Source organism: Streptomyces sp. NPDC088194 (genome assembly GCF_040702025.1).
GTDB lineage: Bacteria > Actinomycetota > Actinomycetes > Streptomycetales > Streptomycetaceae > Actinacidiphila.
On record NZ_JBFBIV010000055.1, the window covers coordinates 38909 to 58769 of the forward strand.

Genomic DNA, 19861 nt, shown 5'->3' on the forward strand with positions numbered 1-19861 from the left:
CGTTGGCGGAAGGCCCGACCCCTGAGACGGCCGGCGGCCGCGGTCCCGCGGGAACGCGCCGGCCGGGCGCGCGCGGTTCGGTGCGCGCGCCCGGCCGGGGCGGTGGGGACCTTCGTTCCGGTGTTACCCGGTGTTCAGCTCAGGTGCAGGTGCTGGCCCGGGTAGATCAGGTCGGCGTCCTTGACGATGTCGTGGTTGAGCGAGAACAGCTTGTGCCAGCCGCCGGACACGTGGTGCGCGGCCGCGATCTTGGAGAGGCTGTCGCCCTTGACCACGGTGTACTCGCCGTCGCCCTTGGGGATGCTGGTCGGCGCGGCGTGCCGGGTGGTGCTGCGGCTGCTCTGCGAGGTGCCGGTGTGCGTGCTGGTCGACGTCGACTTCGAGGGAGCGGACGCGGCCGGGGTGGACGGCGTGCTCGACGACGAGGAGGAGGACGACGAGGACGACGAGCCGGACGGGTTGATGTCCGGGGACGGGCCACCGGAGGTCAGGCCGCCGGCCGACGCGCAGGACCAGGCACCCGGGCCCTGCATGGCGAGCAGCTTCTCGGCGATCGCGATCTGCTGGTCCTTGGTGGCCAGGTCGGCGCGCGGGGCGTACTGCAGACCGCCCGCACCCTCCCAGCTGGACTGCGAGAACTGCAGGCCGCCGTAGTAGCCGTTGCCGGTGTTGATGGACCAGTTGCCACCGGACTCGCACTGGGCGACCGCGTCCCAGGTGGCGACGGAGGCGGCGGAGGCGGACGTGCTGGCGATCAGCGGAACGGTGATCGCGGTGCCGGCGACTCCGGCGAGCGTGGCGATGCGGACAAACCTCTTCGAGGCACGACGGTGCTTACCCATGTTGTTATAGCCCTCACCGACGCCTACGAGGTGAGCTGTCGGGTTCGGACGTGAGTTGCCCGGCCGCGCCGCCTCAGGCGGCGATTCGGCTTCACCCCGAGCCGGACCGTGCTGCCGCGGTGGCCGCGACGGTCGCTGTCCGTCGCCGCGGCGTGCGGCTGGTCCGGCGGAAGACCTTGGGTCCCCCGCTCCTGCCTGCGGCGCTTTCGCGTCGACTGTTCCCGTGGGGCGGCGGCAGGACTCGGCGTTCCGCTCCGAACGGGGCCCGCTGTGGCGAGCGCTTAGACGTTAAGCACACCGCACCGGGTTCTTCAAACATTCCGGCGGCGGGCTCCAACTGCGCGCTCACGCTCGGCGGGTGGATATCGGCGCAGGTCGGGAGGGTGGCATTCGCGAGTTGACGATCGAACGGCCGAACGGGGCCGCGAGACCCTTGTCACATCGGCGGCGGCAGCCGGGAGTTGATACGTCCGGTTTGTCTTCCGGCCGCCACGCGCCTTCCGCTCAGCCGAGGTTGAGGATCTGTCCCGGTTTGATGAGGTTGGGGTCGTCGCCGATGAGGGCGTGGTTGGTCTCGTAGAGCTGGTGCCAGCCGCCGGCGACGTGGTGCGCGGCGGCGATGCCGGAGAGCGAGTCGCCGGAGCCGACCTCGTAACCGTCGGTGGTGCTCTTGCCCTCGGCGGGCTGCCCGGTGGACGGCTTGGTCCGGTGGGCACCCTGGCTGCCGCCGCCGCTGCCGCCGCTGTTCGCGCCGTCGGAGGCGGGGGTGGGGTCGGCGGTCGAGAAGACCTCGGTCCTGGTGGCTCGGTCCTGGGCGGCCAGTTCGTCGTCGGTCGGGTCGTACGGCTTCCCGTGCCGTCCGGAGCCGGTGGTGGGCGTGCCCGGGTCGGTCGGCGTGCCCGTGGTCGGCGTGCCCGAGCCGGTCGGCGCGGTCGGCGACGTGGTGGGCGTGCCGGAGCCGGACGGCGGCGTGCTCGGGGTGCCGGTGGTGGGCGTGCCCGGGTCGGTCGGCGTGCCCGTGGTCGGGGTGCCCGAGCCGGTCGGCGTGGTCGGCGACGTGGTGGGCGTGCCGGAGTCGGACGGCGCGGCGGTCGCACCGGAGCTCGGCTGGATGCCGGTGGGGCCCGACGGGTCGGGCACCGGCGTGGCGGTCGGGTCGACGTCCGGCGTCGCGGTGTCGATGAGCAGCCCGGTGGTGAGCTCGCAGCCCGGCCACGCGTTGGGGCCGAGGTCGGTGAGGATCTTCTGGGCGACGGTGATCTGCTGCGCCCGGGTCGCGAGGTCGGGCCGCTTGGCGTACGCGTCGCCGCCGTACTGGTCCCAGGTGTCCTGGGTGATCGCCAGACCTCCGAAGAAGCCGTTGTCGGTGTTCGCGCCCCACACGCCGCCGGTCTCGCACGCCGCCACCTTGTCCCAGGTGGTCGCGTCGGCCGCCTGGGCCGAGCCGGCGCTGATCAGGGGGAGCGCGATACCGACGCCTGTCGCGGCGGCGGTCGCCACGGTCACCACTGCCGCCGGGGCCTGCCGGGGGCGTCGGTGCCGGCCGTTACCGGACGAGAGCATGCGGTCGCCTTTCGTTCAAGCCGTAAGCCATTTCCGTGGGCCCTGCCACGCGTCGTGCCATGGGCCACGCGGTACACGCCTTGCGTTGACCGCAGAACGTAGCGGGCTTGGCCAGTGCGTCACAAGTCGGTGTAGCGATCATCACGTCGCGATCACGGTGCTGACGCCGCGTCACCTGACGGGCGTGGCCTCGGCGGTGAACTCCACCGGCAGGGTACGCAGTCCACGCATGATCAGGCCACCGCGCCAGCGCAGTTCGGCCGGTTCCACGGCCAGCCGCAGGTCCGGCAGGCGGGTCAGCAGCGCGGCGAACGCGGTCCTCGCCTCCAGCCGCGCGAGCGGCGCGCCCAGGCAGTAGTGGATGCCGTGCCCGTAGCCGAGATGCGGGTTGTCGCGGCGGGCGAGGTCCGGCGTGTCCGGCGCGGCGAACCTGGCCGGATCGCGGTCGGCGGCGGCCAGCACCACCAGCACGGGGTCGCCGGCCGCGATCGGCCGGCCGCCGATCTCCAGCGGCCCGGTGGCGTACCGCCAGGTCGCCATCTCCACCGGGCCGTCGTAGCGCAGCAGTTCCTCGACCGCGGACTCCAGCAGCGCGCTCTCCCCGGCCGCCAGCGACTCCTGGAGGGCGGCGCGCTGCGCGGGGTGGGCCAGCAGGGTGTGCACACCGTTGCCGATCAGGTTGACGGTGGTCTCGAAGCCGGCGAAGAGCAGGATGAAGGCCATCGCGGCGGCCTCGTTCTCCGTCAGGTGCTCGCCGTGGTCGCTCGCCCGGATCAGCCCCGAGATCAGGTCGTCGCCGAGGTCGCCGCGCTTGCGGTGGATCAACTCGACGAGATACGCCCGCATCTTCTTCACCGCCCGGGCCACCCCGCCGCGCGGCCCGCCGCCCTGGCCCGGCACGGCGTGACGCACCATCATCCCGGCCCAGTCCCGGAAGTCGTCCTGGTCCTGCCTCGGCACCCCGAGCAGGTCGCAGATGGCGTGGATCGGCAGCGGGAAGGCGAACTCGTGGATCAGGTCCGCCTCGCCCCGCCCCGCGAAGGCGTCGATGAAACCGTCCGTCAACTCGCGTACCCGCGGCTCGAAGACCGCGACCGTACGCGGCGTGAACGCCTTCGACACCAGGCGGCGCAGCCGGGTGTGGTCGGGCGGGTCGATGTTCAGCAGATGCGTCGTCAGCTCCGCGGTCCGCTCCCCCGGGATGCCGGTCCTCCCTTTCGCGAGCGACTCCCCCGCGTGGTGCACCGGGTTCTTGCTCAGCCGCCCGTCGGCCAGCGCCTGCCGCGCGTCGGCGTACCGCGTCACCAGCCACGCCCCGACGCCGCTGGGCAGCGTCGTCCACCGCACGGGCGCGTGCTCGCGCAGCCACGCGTACGCGGGGTAGGGGTCGGTGGCGAACTCCCAGGAGAACAGTTCCGGCTGCGCCGGGGGCGTGCCGTGCGACGGCGGGGGTAGGTCGGTCACCCCCTGACCGTATCGGGCGCCCTCGCTTGCGCCGGGCCCGGGCGGACGATGCCACCGGGGCAACATTTCCCCTGGTCAGCGCGGTCCCGGCGGGCTCGGTTCACCCTTTCGGGTGAGGGATCGTCGTCCGGCCTGGGTACGCTTTCCGTACGCGCCAAAATCCGTCGCATGGGAGCGCTGATGAGCACCGCAGCCGAAGGCGATCAGGGCACGGGCTTCACCTGGCCCGAGCCGCCGCCCGGTGGGTGGACCGCGGACGACCTGGACCGCATTCCGGGCCTCCCGGCACACACCGAGATGATCGACGGAGGGCTGTTCTTCGTGAGTCCGCAGACTCATTTCCACATGGCGACGCTGTGGCTGCTGGAGTACGGGCTGCGTACGCAGGTGCCGGAGGAGTTCTACGTCGTACGCGAGATGACGACAAGACTGGGCGAGCGCGACCGGCCGGAGCCGGACTTGATGGTGGTGCCGCGCCGGGCGAGAAAGGGGCCCGAGCAGACCTCCTACGAGCCTGCGGACGTCAGGCTGGCCATCGAGGTGGTCTCGCAGGAGTCGGTGGAGCGGGATCGCACGGCGAAGCCCCAGAAGTACGCCCGGGCCGGCATCGAGCACTTCTGGCGCGTTGAACGCAATGGCGAGGAACCAGTGGTCTACGTCTACGAACTCGAACCCGCCAGCGGCACGTATGTCATCACCGGCATCCACCACCATCAGCTCAAGGTGGCCGTCCCGTTCCCCATCGAGATGGAACTGACCCTGGACTGATCGGGGACGACCCGGGACCACCGCGACGGAACGACCGGCGGGAACCGGTGTCGTCATCCGGCCGCTGCCGCCAGTTCGTCCCTGCACAGCCGGTCGGACTGGCGGGTGGTCTCGGGGAGGCGGTAGCGCGGGGACAGGTCCAGGACGCGGGCGCAGGCGGTCGGCAGGTCGATCAGATGGCCGGTGGAGACGTAGACCGGCTTGACGCCGCTCTGGGTGCGCAGCGCGCGGCCGACCACCTCGCCGTCGTCCACCAGGTCGGCGTGGTCGCCGCGGTCCGGGCCGAGGGCGGCCGGGTCGTGCCGCCCGGTGAAGGGGGTCTTGGCGACGCCCGCGGTCGGCAGGCCGGTGAGCACCCCGAGGTGGCAGGCGAGGCCGAAGCGGCGCGGGTGGGAGCGGCCGTGCCCGTCGCACAGCAGCAGGTCGGGGGTGGTCGTCAGCTTGCGCAGCGCGGCGACCAGGGCGGGCAGCTCGCGGAAGGCGAACAGGCCCGGAACGTACGGGAAGGCGGTGGTCGCGACGGCGGTGGCGCGCTCGACCACGCCGAGGGTCGCCGTGTCGATCACCACGACGGCGGCCGCGACCAGGTCGCCGGTGCCGCGCCCGTCGCCGGCGTAGGCGACGTCGAGGCCCGCGACCAGGCGGGGCGCGGCCGGCCCGGGGCCGCGGTGGTCGGCGAGCGGCCGCAGCCGCTCCTGGAGTGCGAGGGCTTCGGCCTCGCCGGCCGGCCAGGCATAGGGGACGTCCAGCCGCACCGGCGTCAACCGCCTTCCACGGTACGGCCGGTGGTGTCGGCGGCGTCCGCGTCCGCGTCGCCCGACGGACCGGTACCGGTACCGCTACCGCTACCGGTCTGCGCCGCGCGACGCGCCTCCGCGGCCTTCGTCGCGGCCCGGTAGCGGCGTGCGGCCTGCCGCAGCGCGCGCTCCGGGTCGATGCCCGCGGACTGCGCGGCGGCGGCCTCCGCGAGCAGGTGGTCGCCGAGCGCGGTCTCGTCGCCGGCACCGGGCGCGGCCGGGACGGCGGGCAGCGGGAGTCCCGCGGCCCGCGCGCGGCCGGCGAGCTTCGCCGCGAGCGCGAGGGCGGGGGCGGCGACCGGGACGCCCTCGGTGACGGACTCCCGGGCCTTCTCGGCGCCCTTGCGCCGCAGCCAGATCGCGCGGACCTCCTCCGGGGTCCGGGCCTGCTCGTCGCCGAAGATGTGCGGGTGGCGGTGGATCAGCTTGGTGATCAGGCCCGCGGCGACGTCGTCGATGCCGTACGGCTCCTCCGGGTCGCCCTCGGCGATGGCCGCGTGGAAGACCACCTGGAGCAGCACGTCGCCCAACTCCTCGCGGACGGCGGTCCGGTCGCCCTCCTCGATCGCCTCGACGAGTTCGTACATCTCCTCGATGCCGTACGCGGCGAGGTCCTCGTGGGTGCGGGTGCTGCTCCACGGGCACTCGGCCCTGATCCGGTCCATCACCCGCACCAGGTCGAGCAGTCGCGCGCCGGGCAGGTCGTACGACCCCGGCAGCAGCTCCAGTTCGGGCATCGCGACCCGGCCGGAGCCGCCCAGCCGGGCCAGCTCGTCGGTGACGGCCGGGTCCGCGCCGGCGTCCGGCGGCAGGTACACCACGGTGCGGCCGCCCGCGGTGGCATCCACCAGTTGCTGCCCGGTCGGCGCCGCCGTCTCGACGGTGACGCCGGCCTGCCGCAGGTAGGGCAGCTGCGGGTGGTCCGGGTCCGCGCACAGCACGCGGTCGGCGTCGCGCAGCACCTGCCACGCGGGCCAGGAGAGCAGGCCGGGCGCGACCCGGTGGCTCATGGTGAGCAGCACCAGGCGCCCGGGGGGCAGGGCGGCGGGTTCTTCGGTCACCCCTCGAACGTACCGCGCGCCGCCGGCCCGGCGATCACCCGCCCGGCGATCGACGGGGCGGGCGGCCGGGCGCGGGCGGGCGACGAGGCGGTCAGGGTCCGGCGGAGCGCTCAGGTCCGGCGAGGCGCTCAGGCGACGTCGGTGGGCGCGGCGGTGTCGTCGGGGCTCGTCACAGGGGTCTTGTCGATCACCCACGGGTCCTTGACCTTGCCGATGGACGCGCTCTTGCCGTCCCAGACGCCGTACCGCGGGTTGATGTGCACATGGAGCGACTTGGCGGTCTGCACCATGTAGTCCTCCAGCGCCTTCTCGCCGCCGTCGCTGCCCGGCTGGTACCCGAGCGCCGCGATGATCTTCGTGATCGCGATCTTCTCGTGCAGGTAGCTGTTGATCTGGTCGGGCGGCGTGCCGTACTGCGCGAGCATGCCGGCCTCGTAGCTCTTCTGGGAGCCGCCGGCGAGCTGCTGCACCTCGGCGTCGTACTCCCGCTGCACCTCGCCCGCGGACACCGTCAGCCCCTTGTCGGCGAGCGCCTTGTCCACCACCTGGGTCTGCACGATCACGTTGAGCACCTGGGTCGGCAGCTGGGTGGCGCCGGACACCGCCTGCGCGGCCTGCGGGTTGCCGTTCGCGGCCGTCCGCAGGTCCGAGACGCGCGCCTGCACGGTCGACACGGTGACCCGCTGGTCGCCGACCACCGCGGCCGCGCCCGTGCGGTTGGGCCCCGACCCGCACGCGGTCAGCGCGGGCGAGGCCAGCAGCAGTGCGACTGCGGCGGTGGAGACGGCGGTACGGCGGCGGACCATGGGTGCCTCCCGGCGGGTGACGGCGGGGAACAGCGGGGAGGTTCTCCTCGCGTCTCGCGTCTCGCGTTCCTGGCGTGATGGATGATCGAGCACGAGGATATTGACCAACGGCGGCCGATATCCAGCACTCTGCACAACGTGATCCGGGCCGGGAGGGTTGCGGCCGGTCAGCCGGTGGGAAGCAGCTGCTTCGGGCAGGTGTTCAGCACCTTGCGCATGGCGGCCTGCTCGGCGGAGGTGACCGAAAGGCCGTACTTCTTCTTCACGGCGACCTGGCGGGCCACGTAGGAGCAGCGGAACGACGTGTTCGGGGGCAGCCAGGTGGCGGTGTCGCCGTCGCTCTTGCGGCGGTTGGTGGAGGAGTCGACGGCGAGCAGGTTCAGCGGGTCGTTGGCGAAGTCCTCGCGGCGGTCCTTGGACCACTGCTGGGCGCCCTTCTGCCAGGCGTCGGACAGGGCCACGGCGTGGTCGATGTCGACCTTGCTGGCGCCGCGCTTGTAGACGATCCGCGTGCCGGTGTACGGGTCGGCGAGGGTGCCGCCGGTGATGACGCAGTCCTTGGTGCCGGCCCGGTACGTCTTCTTGGTGAGGTCGCGCTGCAGTATGTCGTCGCGGGTGTCGCAGTGGTTGTGGTCCACGTCGGCCCAGGCGGGGCCGAATTGGTCGCGGGAGTAACCGGTCTTCGGGGCACGGCCCTTGACCTTCAGGGCGTTCGCGGCGGCCAGCGCACTGCCGTGGGCGGCGCTCGGGGTGGCACCCGGATCGCCGCCGGTGGCACCGGTGTTGCCGCCGCCGCTCGCGCTGCTGGTGGGGTCCGCGCCCAGGCTGGTGTCCTTGCACCCGGCGACGCCCAGCGTCGCGGCCAGTACCGCCGTGCAGGCCAGCGCCCGCGTCCTGCGTATGCCCATCGATCACACCTCGGAAGTTCGCTCGTCCGGGGCGCCACCCGCCCCTCCCGCCCTGCCGAACGGCAGGTCCTACCCCTGAACCTGCCCCAACCAGGCGAGCGTACGGCGCACTTCCGCCGGGAAGGGGTGGTGGAGTCCGCGCACCCGCTCGGCGTCGTAGAGCAGGCGGGTCAGCACGTCGCGGGCCGCGTGCCGGTCGCCGACGGACAGCAGCAGGTGCCCGATCCGGCGCCGGATCTCCAGCGGCGGCCCGGGGTCGGTGGCGGCCCAGCGCTCGAAGTAGGGCAGCAGGACGCGGTATTCGGACAGCGCGGAGGTGGTGTCGCCCAACTGCTCCAGGCACTGCGTCGCTTCGTAGCGGTACTGCAGGGCCTGCCGGTCCGCGCCGCCGTACTGGGAGGCGAACTCCTCGGACAGACGGCGCAGTTCGGGCAGCGCGCGGCGGTACTGGCCGTCCTCCATCAAGGTGGCGGCGTACTGCTTGCGCAGGCTGCGCAGCACCGGGGAGTGCTCGCCGTGCTTCTCGGCGGCGGCCGGCAGCAGCCCGCCGAGCACGTCCACGGCCTGGGTGATCCGGCCCGCGGCCAGCAGCCGGCGCACCTCGTCGACGGCTGCGGCCAGGTCGGGGCCCGCGGAGTTCACCGCCGGCGGGTAGGCGGGGCGTTCGGGCAGCGGCGCGGGCGCGGGCTTGTCCGGCCAGGGGGCGTGCGGGCGCAGGAACGGCCGGGTGGGGTCCATCGGGCCGAGCGGCGCGGAGCGGGGCCCGCCGGGCGGCACCAGGGCGACGAGCTGCCGGAAGGCGTCCTGCGCGTCCTCCGGGCGGTCCTGCGGGTCCTTCGCCAGCAGCCGCAGCACCAGGGCCTCCAGCGGCTCGGGCACCTGGGGGCGTATGCGGCGCAGCGGCGTCGGCGGCTCGTACAGGTGGCCGTGCAGCACGCCGAGCGCCGTCGGCGCCCCGAACGGCACCTCGCCGCCGAGCAGTTCGTGCAGCACCACGCCCAGGGCGTACAGGTCGGTGCGCGGGCCGATGGCGCCGCCCATCGCCTGCTCGGGCGCCATGTACGCGGGGCTGCCGATCGGCGAGCCGGTGTGGGTGAGCCGGGTGGTGTCGGTGTCCATCACGGACGCGACGCCCAGGTCGAGCACGGTGACGGTGCCGTCGGTCCTGATCATCACGTTGCGCGGCTTGAGGTCGCGGTGGACGATCGGGACGGCGTGCACGGCCGACAGCGCGGCGCACAACTGCGCGCCGACGGCGACCGCCCACGGCCACGGGTAGGGCGTGTGCGCGGCCAGGTGGTCGCCGAGGTCGCTGCCCTCCACGTACTGCATCACCAGATACAGCTCGTCGCCGTCGGCGCCCGCGTCGTGCACGGTGACCAGGCCGGGGTGGTCGACCTGGGCGGTGACCCGGCACTCGCGGTCGAAGCGCTGCCGCAGCTCCTCCACGTTGTCCCCGCCGGCGACCTTGTCGGGGCGCAGCAGCTTCACCGCGACCCGGCGGTCCAGCCGCCGGTCGTACGCGGTCCACACCTGCCCCATGCCGCCCTGGCCGATGATCGCGGCCAGTTCGTACCGCCCGGCGATGAGCCGACCGGTCACCTGGCCCCCTCGCCCTCACCGCTGTCCTGGCTGTCGCCGCGCTCCTTGCGCAGGAAGTCGCTCAGCTCGTCGAGTTCGGCCCGGACCTGGTCGATGCGGGGGGCCGGCGGCGGGGTGGGACGGGGCACGGGGGTCGGGGTGGCGGGACGGTTCGCCGGCGGCGGGGTGGCCGGGCGGGAGGGCGACGGGGTGGACGGGCCTTGGTTCACCGGCGCGTTCGGCACGCTGGGCATGCTCGGTATGTTCGGCGCGCCCTGCATCGGGGCCGGGTGGGCGGCCGGACCGGGGTACTGCCGCGGGGCCGGGTAGCCCTGGTGCGGCGGGGGCACCATCGGGCCGCCGGTGCCGTAGCCGGTGGCGTACGGGTTCGGCTGCGGGTAGCCGGCCGCGGCGGGCCACCCCTGGTGGCCGGTGCGGTACCTGAGGATGTCGGCGACCAGGAAGTACACCGCGCCGCCGAACATGCAGATCAGGATGAGGGTGCCGCCGGTGTTGGCCTGCCAGTCGTTGTCGTCGTCGGACAGCCCGAAGCAGACCACGGCGATCACCGCCATGCCGACCGCGACGGCCAGCATCAGCCAGTCGGAGGTGCGCTTGCGCAGCACCGCCAGGTACAGCATCGAGCACCACGCGAGGAAGCCCAGGGTGACCACCGGCAGCACGGTGAGGATCACCCGCAGCACGACGGCAGTCGTGGGGTGTGCGGGCTTGGGCCCCTGCGTCACCGGACCTGGGCCGTACATGTGGGTGCTCCTGGGTCGTCGGGCCACGGACGGCGGGCGGTGACTGCTCGACGTCCGCCGCCACACGGACACCGCGGGTGCCCGCGCCCACCCATCGGCGAACACCCTGTGAGCGTATCGGCCGCAGAGCGCGGCCGTCCCCCGCTCACCCCCGACCTGTGGATAACTATTTCGGCCGGCCCGGTTCCCCGGCGCGGCCCGGCGTCCGCGGACCGTCCGAGCTTCGCCCGCGCCTCGCCCGCGCCTCGCCCGCGCCTCGCCCGCGCCTTCGCCCGCGGACGCCGGGGCGGGGACCGTTCGCGGCACCCGGTCGGTGCCCGTGCCGCGCGGGGTCCCGCCGGCACGGTGTCGTCCCGTATCTTTTCCGGCAGACCCCGACCCCGCTTCCGCTGGAGGACGACGATGGACAGGGCCGAGGCCGTCATCCCGGCGCAGGAGGCCGACGCCGAAGCCGATGCCGTGGCGGGCGCGGGCGCGGGCGCGGCGAAGGCCGCCGGCGGGGCCGGCGGCACCGGGCTGCGGCTGCGCAGGTTCGGCGCCGGCGCGGACCCCTACGTGCTCGCGGTCGTCTTCTTCGCCGCCTACACCGCGCTGTCGGTGACCCGCTACCGGCAGTTGCTCACGATGTCCTGGGACCTGGGCATCTTCGAGCAGGCGATCAAGTCCTACGCCCATCTGCACGCGCCGGTCGCGGACCTCAAGGGCCCGGGGTTCAACATCCTCGGCGACCACTTCAGCCCGATCACCGCGCTGATCGCGCCCTTCTACCGGGTCTTCCCGACCCCGGTGACGCTGCTGGTCGCCCAGGCGCTGCTGTTCGCGGTGTCGGTGATCCCGGTGACCCGGGTCGCCGGGCTGCTGCTCGGGCGGGGCCGCGGGCTCGCGATCGGGGTGGCCTACGCACTGTCGTGGGGCGTGCAGAAGGCCGTCCAGTTCGACTTCCACGAGATCGCGTTCGCGATGCCGCTGCTGGCCTTCTCCCTGGAGGCGGTGCTGCGCAAGCGCTGGGCGGCGGCGATGTGGTGGGCGGTGCCGCTGGTCTTCGTCAAGGAGGACATGGGTGTCACGGCCGCCGCGATCGGTGTGATCGTGTGGTGGCGCACCCGGGAGGAGCGGGGCGCCGAGGCGGTGGACGCGGCGCGCGCCGACACGGACCACGGTACGGACACCGGCGCGGACACCGGCACCGCGCCGGGCGAGCCCGCCGCGGAGTCCGGTACCGGTCCCGCCACCGCCGGCCCCGGTTCCGCCACCGACCCCGGCACCGAGGGCGACGGCCGCACCGGTCACGGCGCCCACGGCGGGCGGCTGTCCGACGCCCTGCGCTTCGGCCCCTGGGCGATCGGCCTGGCCGGCTTCGGGGTCGCCATGTCCGCGCTCGCCTTCGCCGTGATCATCCCGGCGTTCAACAAGACCGGCGGGTACGACTACTGGAACAAGCTGAACGGCAACGGCGCCCCGATGCCCGGGCACATCCCGTTCGACACCGCGGCCCACACCCTGCTGTGGATTCTGCTGCCCACCACCGGGCTGCTCGCCCTGCGCTCCCCGCTGATCCTCGCCGCGCTGCCCACCATCGGCTGGCGGTTCGTCTCGCACGACGACCACTACTGGGGCACCGACTGGCACTACAGCGCGGTGCTGATGCCGGTGGTCATGCTCGCCCTCGTGGACGCCGCCGTGACCTCTCGGCGCAGCCCGCGCCCCTGGCTGCGCTCCTACGCCTCCGGGCTGCCCGCGGCCGCGGCCGGCGCCGCCCTGGCGCTGACCTTGACCCTCCCCCTGGCATCGCTCAGCCACTCGGCCACCTACAAGGTCGACGCCCGCACCAAGGCGATCGAGCACACCCTCGACGAGATCCCCGACGGCGCCACCGTGGAGGCGAATGTCGGCCCGATCAGCCACCTGGTGCACCGCACCACCGTGTACTGGGTCGGCGACACCCAGGGCGTCACCCCGCAGTACATCGCGATCGACAACACATCCGGCTGGGCCGGCGACCCGGTGACGTACGCCAAGCAGCTGCACCCGGCCGCCACCTACAGCATGGTCGCCGACAACCAGGGATATGTGGTGCTCCACCTCACATCGGGCGGTCGGTAGGGCGAGCCGGTGGAACGGGCCGGTACCACGCCGAGGCGCCCGCCGTACCGCGGGCGCCTCGTGCAGCCGGGCACCCGGCTGCCCCGCGCCTAGTTGTCGAGCACCGTGGTCAGGAACTGCGCGGTCCACTGGAGCAGTTCGCGGCCCACCACCGGCTTCCCGCCGATCCGGGCGGTCGCCGGGCGCGGCACCAGCACCTGCTTCGTGGCGTGCCTGATCACCGAGCGCGGGTAGATCCGGCCGAGCCGCAGCTCCTGGGACTCCCGCAACTCGACCGGCCCGAAGCGGACGTTGCCGCCCTGGAGCGTGATGTCGCCGACGCCGACCTTGCGGGCCAGTATCCGCAACGCGGCCACCAGCAGCAGGTTCTCCACCGGCTCGGGCAGCTTGCCGTAGCGGTCGGTCAGCTCCTCGCGCACCGCGGCGATGTCCTCCTCGCTGTTCGCGGCGGCGATCGACCGGTACGCCTGGAGCCGCAGCCGCTCGCCGGGCGCGTAGTCGTGCGGGACGTGCGCGTCGACCGGCAGCTCGATCTTCACGTCCAGCAGCTCCTCCTCCGGCTCACCGCCGCTCTCCAGCGCGTTGCGGTAGTCCGCGACGGCCTCGCCGACCATCCGCACGTACAGGTCGAAGCCGACCCCCGCGATGTGCCCGGACTGCTCGCCGCCGAGCAGGTTGCCCGCGCCGCGGATCTCCAGGTCCTTCATCGCGACGTACATGCCCGCGCCCATCTCGGTGTGCTGGGCGATGGTGGCCAGCCGCTCGTGCGCGGTCTCGGTGAGCGGCTTCTCCGGCGGGTACAGGAAGTACGCGTAGCCGCGCTCGCGGGAGCGGCCCACCCGGCCGCGCAACTGGTGGAGCTGGGAGAGCCCGAAGGTGTCGCCGCGCTCGACGATGAGGGTGTTGGCGTTGGCGATGTCGATTCCGGACTCCACGATCGTGGTGGACACCAGCACGTCGAACCGCTTCTCCCAGAAGTCCACCACCACCTGTTCGAGCTGCGACTCCCCCATCTGCCCGTGCGCGGTGGCGATCCGCGCCTCCGGCACGATGGCGCGCAGCCGCGCCGCGGCCCGGTCGATGGACTCCACCCGGTTGTGGATGTAGAACACCTGGCCCTCGCGCAGCAGTTCGCGGCGGATGGCGGCGCCGATCTGCTTCTCCTCGTAGGGGCCGACGAACGTCAGCACCGGGTGGCGCTCCTCGGGCGGGGTGGTGATGGTGGACATCTCGCGGATGCCGGTGACCGCCATCTCCAGCGTGCGCGGGATCGGCGTCGCGGACATGGTGAGCACGTCGACGTTGGCGCGCAGCTTCTTGAGCTGCTCCTTGTGCTCGACGCCGAAGCGCTGCTCCTCGTCGACGATGACCAGGCCGAGGTCCTTGAACTTCGTCTCCGACGAGAAGAGCCGGTGGGTGCCGATCACCAGGTCGACGGAGCCCTCCCGCAGCCCCTCCAGGACCGCCTTCGCCTCGCTGTCGGTCTGGAACCTCGACAGCGCGCGGACGTTCACCGGGAACTGGGAGTACCGCTCGGCGAAGGTGCCCATGTGCTGCTGCACCAGCAGGGTGGTCGGCACCAGGACCGCCACCTGCTTGCCGTCCTGGACCGCCTTGAACGCGGCGCGCACCGCGATCTCGGTCTTGCCGTACCCGACGTCGCCGCAGATCAGCCGGTCCATCGGCACGGACTTCTCCATGTCCGACTTGACCTCGGCGATGGTGGTCAGCTGGTCGGGCGTCTCCGCGTACGGGAAGGCGTCCTCCAGCTCGCGCTGCCAGGGCGTGTCGGGGCCGAAGGTGTGGCCGGGCGCGGCCATCCGCGCGGAGTACAGCCGGATCAGGTCGGCGGCGATCTCCTTGACCGCCTTCTTCGCGCGCGCCTTGGTCTTGGTCCAGTCCGCGCCGCCGAGCCGGTGCAGCGAGGGAGCCTCGCCGCCCACGTACTTGGTGACCTGTTCGAGCTGGTCGGTGGGGACGAAGAGCCGGTCGCCGGGCTGGCCGCGCTTGGCCGGGGCGTACTCCACCACGAGGTACTCGCGGGTGGCGCCCTGGACGGTGCGCTGCACCATCTCCACGTAGCGGCCGACGCCGTGCTGCTCGTGCACGATGTAGTCGCCGCCGGTGAGGGTGAGCGGGTCGATGGTCTTGCGGCGCCGCGACGGCATCCGGCCCATGTCCTTGGCCGTGGAGCGCTGCCCGGACAGGTCGGTCTCGGTGAGCACCGCGAGCTTCAGCGCGGCGTCCACGAAGCCGTGCTCCAGCGAGCCGGTCGCCACGTGCACCACGGAGGGCGCCAGCATGGCCGGGTCGGTCAGCTCCGGGTCCAGCCGGGCCGCGATGCCCTCGCCGCCCAGCACCTCCACCAGCCGCGCGGCCGGGCCGTGGCCCTCGGTGACGTAGAGCGTGCGCCAGCCCTCGGCGAGCCAGCCCTTGGTGTCGGCGAGCGCGCGGGCGGTGTCGCCGCGGTACAGCTCGGGGGCGTGCATGCCCAGCCGCAGGGTGTCGCCGAACTCCAGCTCGGGCCCGAGCGAGGGGCGCTCGTCGTACGGTCCGGCGGGCGCGGCGCCCTGCTCGTCGGCGGCGAACGGGCTCACCGACCACCACGGGGTGCCGAGGCGGCGGGCGTGCTCCCGGATGTCGGCGATGGACCACAGGGAGGCGGCGCCCAGGTCGATCGGCGCGGCGCCCCCGCCCGCCGAGGCCGCCCAGGACGCCTCCAGGAACTCCCGGGAGGTCGCCACCAGGTCCGCGGCCCGGGTGCGGACCCGTTCCGGATCGCAGACCACCGCCATCGAACCGGCCGGCAGCACGTCGAGCAGCAGCTCCATGTCGTCGACCAGCACCGGGGCCAGCGACTCCATGCCCTCGACCGCGATGCCCTCGGCGATCTTGCCCAGCAGCTCGTCCAGCTCGGGGTGCTCGGCCGCCAGGGCCGCCGCCCGGGCCCTGACCTGCTCGGTCAGCAGCAGCTCGCGGCAGGGCGGCGCCCACAGGCCGTGCTCGGCGACTTCCAGGGAGCGCTGGTCGGCGACCTTGAAGTAGCGGATCTCCTCGACCTCGTCGCCCCAGAACTCCACCCGCAGCGGGTGCTCCTCGGTGGGCGGGAAGACGTCGAGGATGCCGCCGCGCACCGCGAACTCGCCGCGCTTCTCGACCAGCTCCACCCGGGCGTACGCGGCCGCCGCCAGTCCGTCGACCACGGCATCCAGATCCGCGCTGCCACCGCTGCGCAAGGACACCGGCTCCAGGTCGCCGAGCCCCTTGACCTGCGGCTGGAGCACCGACCTGATCGGCGCGACCACCACCTGGACCGGGCCGGCCACCACGTCGTCGGCGTGCGGATGGGCCAGCCGGCGCAGCACCGCCAGCCGCCGGCCCACGGTGTCGCTGCGCGGGGACAGCCGCTCGTGCGGCAGCGTCTCCCACGACGGGTACTCCGCCACCGTGTCCGGCGGCAGCAGGGAGCGCAGCGCCGCGGCCAGGTCCTCGGCCTCGCGGCCGGTGGCGGTGACCGCGAGCACCGTACGGCGCGCGCGGGCGGCCAGCGCGGCGACCACCAGGGGGCGCGCGGCGGGCGGACCGACCAGGTCCACCTGCGGGCGGTTGCCCGCGGCGGCGGACTCGACCGCCTCGGCGAGAGCGGCGTCCTCGACGACGACGTCGACCAGACCGTTCAGACTCATCAGGGTTCCGTCCCGAAAGAAGAGGGCCCGAAAGAAGTGGGCAGAGCAACGCGAAGCGCCCGACACGTCGCACGGGCCGGGGGTACCTCCAGCGTACGACGTACCGGTGACAGCCACCGCCGGACTGCTCCTGGCGCCTCCGCGCCCGGGGAGCGTGCTGCTACGTTGCCAGCTTCGGGCCCGGCACACCGGGCCCCGGAAACCGAGGATTGTGGGGAGGGGCCTTGAGAGAGGCAGATCAGGGGCGCCGCGGGGGGCCGCGCGGAGCGTGGACGGTGGCGGTGGCCGCCGTCGTCGCGGGCGCACTGTCCTGGACGGGTGTGGCGCAGGCCGCACCGGCCAGGAGCGGCGCGAGCGCCGCGGGCAGCACGGCGGGCAACACAGCCGGCACCGCGCGCGACACGCTGCAGGGGGACTTCGCGAGCGCCGCGAAGGAGTTCCAGGTGCCCGAGGGCCTGCTCATGGCGGTGGCCTACCACCAGTCGCTGTGGGACACGCACGCCGGAGCACCCAGCACCACCGGCAACTACAACGTCATGGGCCTGACCCATGTGGACACCGCCGCCCTGCGGGCCGCGGGCACCGCGCCGGACACCGGCCAGCGCGGTGAGGGCGGCAGTGCCGCCCCGGCCGCGCCGCGCGCCACCGCCACACCGTCGGCGGCCGGCCCGACCGCCGCCTACCGCACGCTGGACGCGGCGGCCGCGCTGACCGGGACGTCGCAGGCGCGCCTGCGCAGCGACCCGCTGCAGAGCGTCCGGGGCGGCGCGGCGCTGCTCGCGCACTACGAGAAGCAGCTGGCCGGCTCCCTGCCGGCCGACCCGGGCGCCTGGTACGGCGCCGTGGCCCGCTTCAGCCAGTCCACCGACGCCCAGGGCGCCGGCCAGTACGCGGACCGCGTCTACACCACGCTGCGGGCCGGGGCCTCGCGCACCACCGCCGACGGCCAACTGGTCACGCTCGCGGCCGAGCCGGCCGTGGCGCCCAGGACCTCGGCCCTGAAGGACCTCGGCCTGCCGTCGGCGACCGCGGAGGCCGCCCAGGAGACGAAGGCCGGCGCGGCCGGTACCGCCACCCCCGCCGCGAACCCGACGCCCGAGTGCCCGTCCGGCCTGACGTGCAACTACGTGCCGGCCGCCTACAAGCAGACCGACCCGAACGACAAGTCGAAGTACGGCAGTTACGACCTGGCGAACCGCCCGGCCGACGGCAACTCCATCAAGTACATCGTCATCCACGACACCGAGGGCAGCTACAGCAGCGCGCTGGGCATATTCCAGGACCCGACGAAGTACGCCACCCCGCACTACATCGTGCGCTCGTCCGACGGGCTGGTCACCCAGGTCGTGCAGACCAAGAACGTGGCCTGGCACGCCGGCAACTACTACATCAACGCGCACTCGATCGGCATCGAGCACGAGGGCATCGCGATCTCCGGCGCGTCCTGGTACAGCGAGTCGCTCTACGAGTCGTCGGCGGCGCTGGTGCGCTACCTGGCGAACCGGTTCGACGTGCCGCTCGACCGGCAGCACATCCTCGGCCACGACGACGTGCCCTCGCCGCAGACCGCCCAGCTCACCAGCATGCACTGGGACCCGGGCCCGTACTGGAACTGGTCGCACTACCTCGACCTGCTCGGCGCCACTCCCGGTGGCGGCGGCACCCCGGTGGTGGGCGGCGAGGTCACCATCGACCCGCCGTTCACCTCGGCGAACGAGCCGACGGTCACCGGCTGCAGTTCCAACCCGTGTGCCGCGCAGCCGACCAGCTTCGTCTACCTGCGCACCTCGCCGTCCTCGTCGGCCGCGCTGATCGGCGACTCGGTGATGGCGGCCAACAAGGTCGCCAACGGCACCACGCAGGCCGCCGACGTGACCGACAAGGCGGTCGCCGGGCAGTCGTTCGTCGTGGCCGGCGTCCAGGGCGACTGGACGGCGATCTGGTACGGCGGCCAGAAGGCGTGGTTCTACAACCCGGGCGGGCGGTTCGCGGTCGCGAACGGCAACACCGCGCGCCATGTGGTCACACCGGCCGGCAGCAGCGCGGTCCCGGTGTACGGCCGGGCCTACCCGGAGGCGTCCGCGTACCCGTCGGTGATCGCCGGGGTGGCGAGCGAGGACACCCAGATCGTGGCGCCGCTGGGCTACACGATCCCGGCCGGCCAGTCGTACGTCGCGGACGACCCGGTGAACGCGGACTACTACTACGCCAAGAACATCGACCAGAGCGCGCCGGGCGACCAGACGCGGGTGGTGGGCACGACCGTCTACTACCCGATCCGGTTCAATCACCGGCTCGGCTTCGTCAAGGCGAGCGACGTCACGGCGGGTTCGGCGGTGGTTCCGCCGGCCGGGACGTTCACCGCTGCGGGCCCGACCCGGATCATGGACACCCGCAACGGCACCGGCGTGACCAAGGGCGCGGTCGGCGCGGGCAAGACGATCAGCCTGCAGGTCGCGGGCAAGGGCGGGGTGCCCAGCAGCGGTGTGACCGGCGTGGTCATGAACGTCACCGCGGTCAGCCCGACCACCACCGGCCACGTCATCGTCTACCCCGACGGCACCACCCAGCCGAACACCTCCAGCCTCAACTTCCCCGCGGGCCGCACGATCGCGAACCTGGTCGTGGTGCCGGTGGTCAACGGCAAGGTGGACTTCTACAACTCGGCCGGCAGCGTCAACCTGCTCGCCGACGTCACCGGCTACTACACCTCGTCCAGCAGCGGGTCGCGGTTCGATCCGGTCGGCCCCGAGCGGCTGATGGACACGCGTGACGGCACCGGCGGGGTGACCGGTCCGGTGACGGCGGGGCAGACGGTCTCGCTCCAGGTCACCGGCGGCACCACCGGCATCCCCGACACCGGGGTGACGGCGGTGGTCATGAACGTCACCGCGGTCAGCCCGACCGCCACCGGCCACCTGATCGTCTACCCCGACGGCACCACCCAGCCGGACACCTCCAGCCTCAACTTCCCGGCGAAGACCACCATCCCGAACCTGGTGACGGTGCCGGTGGTCAACGGCAAGGTCGACTTCTACAACTCGGCCGGCAGCGTCAACCTGCTCGCCGACGTCACCGGCTACTACGCGGCGAGCGGTTCGCTCTTCCACTCCACCGGGCCGACCCGGCTGATGGACACCCGCAACGGCACCGGCGGCGTCAAGGGCGCGGTCGGCGGCGGCAAGACCGTCACCCTGCCGCTCACCGGCCACGGCGGCCTGCCCGCGAGCGGGGTGACGGCGGTGGTCATGAACGTCACCGCGGTCAGCCCGACCACCACCGGCCACGTCATCGTCTACCCCGACGGCACCACGCGGCCGAACACCTCCAGCCTCAACTTCCCGACCGGGCAGACCATCCCGAACCTGGTGGTGGTCCCGGTGGTCGACGGCAAGGTCGACTTCTACAACTCGGCCGGCAGCGTCAACCTGCTGGCGGACATCACCGGCTACTTCACGTCCTAGACGCCGGAACGCGCACGCCGCCCGCTGCGGGCGGCGTGCGCGGGGCACGTGACG

At 73.2% G+C, this 19861-nt stretch carries 13 protein-coding genes and 1 riboswitch; of the genes, 3 read left to right on the forward strand and 10 right to left on the reverse strand.

The features are described 5' to 3' along the window. Window positions 1-134: 134 nt before the first annotated feature. From AB0399_RS26875 to AB0399_RS26885, 3 genes are all read right to left on the reverse strand, one after another. The gene (locus tag AB0399_RS26875; protein WP_366413092.1) at window positions 135-842 is read right to left on the reverse strand and encodes a transglycosylase family protein; all 708 of its coding nucleotides are present in this window, start codon (window positions 840-842) and stop codon (window positions 135-137) included. Window positions 843-847: 5 nt separating this feature from the next. Beyond that, window positions 848-1055, reverse strand: a riboswitch (cyclic di-AMP (ydaO/yuaA leader). 291 nt (window positions 1056-1346) lie between these two features. After that, window positions 1347-2405: a transglycosylase family protein gene (locus AB0399_RS26880; protein ID WP_366413093.1), complete on the reverse strand. Its 1059-nt coding sequence runs from the start codon at window positions 2403-2405 to the stop codon at window positions 1347-1349. Window positions 2406-2576: 171 nt separating this feature from the next. Beyond that, window positions 2577-3869: a cytochrome P450 gene (locus tag AB0399_RS26885; RefSeq protein WP_366413094.1), complete on the reverse strand. Its 1293-nt coding sequence runs from the start codon at window positions 3867-3869 to the stop codon at window positions 2577-2579. Window positions 3870-4049: 180 nt separating this feature from the next. Between AB0399_RS26885 and AB0399_RS26890 the strand changes: the two genes are divergently transcribed. Then, on the forward strand, window positions 4050-4637 hold the full coding sequence (locus AB0399_RS26890) for a Uma2 family endonuclease (protein ID WP_366413095.1): 588 nt from the start codon (window positions 4050-4052) through the stop codon (window positions 4635-4637). Window positions 4638-4690: 53 nt separating this feature from the next. Here AB0399_RS26890 and AB0399_RS26895 read toward each other — a convergent pair whose 3' ends face one another. The 6 genes from AB0399_RS26895 to AB0399_RS26920 form a co-directional block, all read right to left on the reverse strand. Then, complete coding sequence (locus AB0399_RS26895) at window positions 4691-5392, reverse strand: endonuclease V (RefSeq protein WP_366413096.1); 702 nt, start codon at window positions 5390-5392, stop codon at window positions 4691-4693. A gap of 5 nt (window positions 5393-5397) precedes the next feature. Continuing rightward, a complete protein-coding gene (locus tag AB0399_RS26900; protein ID WP_366413097.1) occupies window positions 5398-6495 on the reverse strand; it encodes a nucleoside triphosphate pyrophosphohydrolase in 1098 nt (365 codons plus the stop codon). Between the two features lie 128 nt (window positions 6496-6623). Beyond that, window positions 6624-7301 carry a SurA N-terminal domain-containing protein gene (locus tag AB0399_RS26905; RefSeq protein WP_366413098.1) on the reverse strand — a complete coding sequence of 226 codons (678 nt, stop codon included), beginning with the start codon at window positions 7299-7301 and terminating at the stop codon, window positions 6624-6626. A 167-nt stretch (window positions 7302-7468) separates the two neighbouring features. Then, complete coding sequence (locus tag AB0399_RS26910; protein ID WP_366413099.1) at window positions 7469-8209, reverse strand: HNH endonuclease family protein; 741 nt, start codon at window positions 8207-8209, stop codon at window positions 7469-7471. A 69-nt stretch (window positions 8210-8278) separates the two neighbouring features. After that, window positions 8279-9811, reverse strand: a complete 1533-nt coding sequence (locus AB0399_RS26915; RefSeq protein WP_329368605.1) for a serine/threonine-protein kinase — start codon at window positions 9809-9811, stop codon at window positions 8279-8281. Continuing rightward, a complete protein-coding gene (locus tag AB0399_RS26920; RefSeq protein ID WP_366413100.1) occupies window positions 9808-10554 on the reverse strand; it encodes a hypothetical protein in 747 nt (248 codons plus the stop codon). Before AB0399_RS26920 ends, AB0399_RS26915 begins: the two co-directional genes overlap by 4 nt. A 402-nt stretch (window positions 10555-10956) precedes the next feature. Here AB0399_RS26920 and AB0399_RS26925 point away from each other — a divergent pair, with 402 nt between their 5' ends. Beyond that, complete coding sequence (locus AB0399_RS26925; protein ID WP_366413101.1) at window positions 10957-12657, forward strand: DUF2079 domain-containing protein; 1701 nt, start codon at window positions 10957-10959, stop codon at window positions 12655-12657. Between the two features lie 89 nt (window positions 12658-12746). Here the strand turns inward: AB0399_RS26925 and mfd are convergent, their stop codons facing one another. Beyond that, window positions 12747-16343 (reverse strand): transcription-repair coupling factor, encoded by a 3597-nt coding sequence (mfd, locus tag AB0399_RS26930; protein ID WP_329368599.1) that lies wholly within the window; start codon window positions 16341-16343, stop codon window positions 12747-12749. A gap of 224 nt (window positions 16344-16567) precedes the next feature. Here mfd and AB0399_RS26935 point away from each other — a divergent pair, with 224 nt between their 5' ends. Then, window positions 16568-19807: an N-acetylmuramoyl-L-alanine amidase gene (locus AB0399_RS26935; RefSeq protein ID WP_366413102.1), complete on the forward strand. Its 3240-nt coding sequence runs from the start codon at window positions 16568-16570 to the stop codon at window positions 19805-19807. Window positions 19808-19861: the final 54 nt, after the last annotated feature.

Excerpts from the sequence above, each read along its gene's own strand:
- AB0399_RS26880 (WP_366413093.1), bottom strand. The coding sequence starts at position 2,405 with ATGCTCTCGTCCGGTAACGGCCGGCACCGACGCCCCCGGCAGGCCCCG.
- AB0399_RS26920 (WP_366413100.1), bottom strand. The coding sequence starts at position 10,554 with ATGTACGGCCCAGGTCCGGTGACGCAGGGGCCCAAGCCCGCACACCCC.
- mfd (WP_329368599.1), bottom strand. The coding sequence starts at position 16,343 with ATGAGTCTGAACGGTCTGGTCGACGTCGTCGTCGAGGACGCCGCTCTC.
- AB0399_RS26925 (WP_366413101.1), top strand. The coding sequence starts at position 10,957 with ATGGACAGGGCCGAGGCCGTCATCCCGGCGCAGGAGGCCGACGCCGAA.
- AB0399_RS26910 (WP_366413099.1), bottom strand. The coding sequence starts at position 8,209 with ATGGGCATACGCAGGACGCGGGCGCTGGCCTGCACGGCGGTACTGGCC.
- AB0399_RS26875 (WP_366413092.1), bottom strand. The coding sequence starts at position 842 with ATGGGTAAGCACCGTCGTGCCTCGAAGAGGTTTGTCCGCATCGCCACG.
- AB0399_RS26905 (WP_366413098.1), bottom strand. The coding sequence starts at position 7,301 with ATGGTCCGCCGCCGTACCGCCGTCTCCACCGCCGCAGTCGCACTGCTG.
- AB0399_RS26890 (WP_366413095.1), top strand. The coding sequence starts at position 4,050 with ATGAGCACCGCAGCCGAAGGCGATCAGGGCACGGGCTTCACCTGGCCC.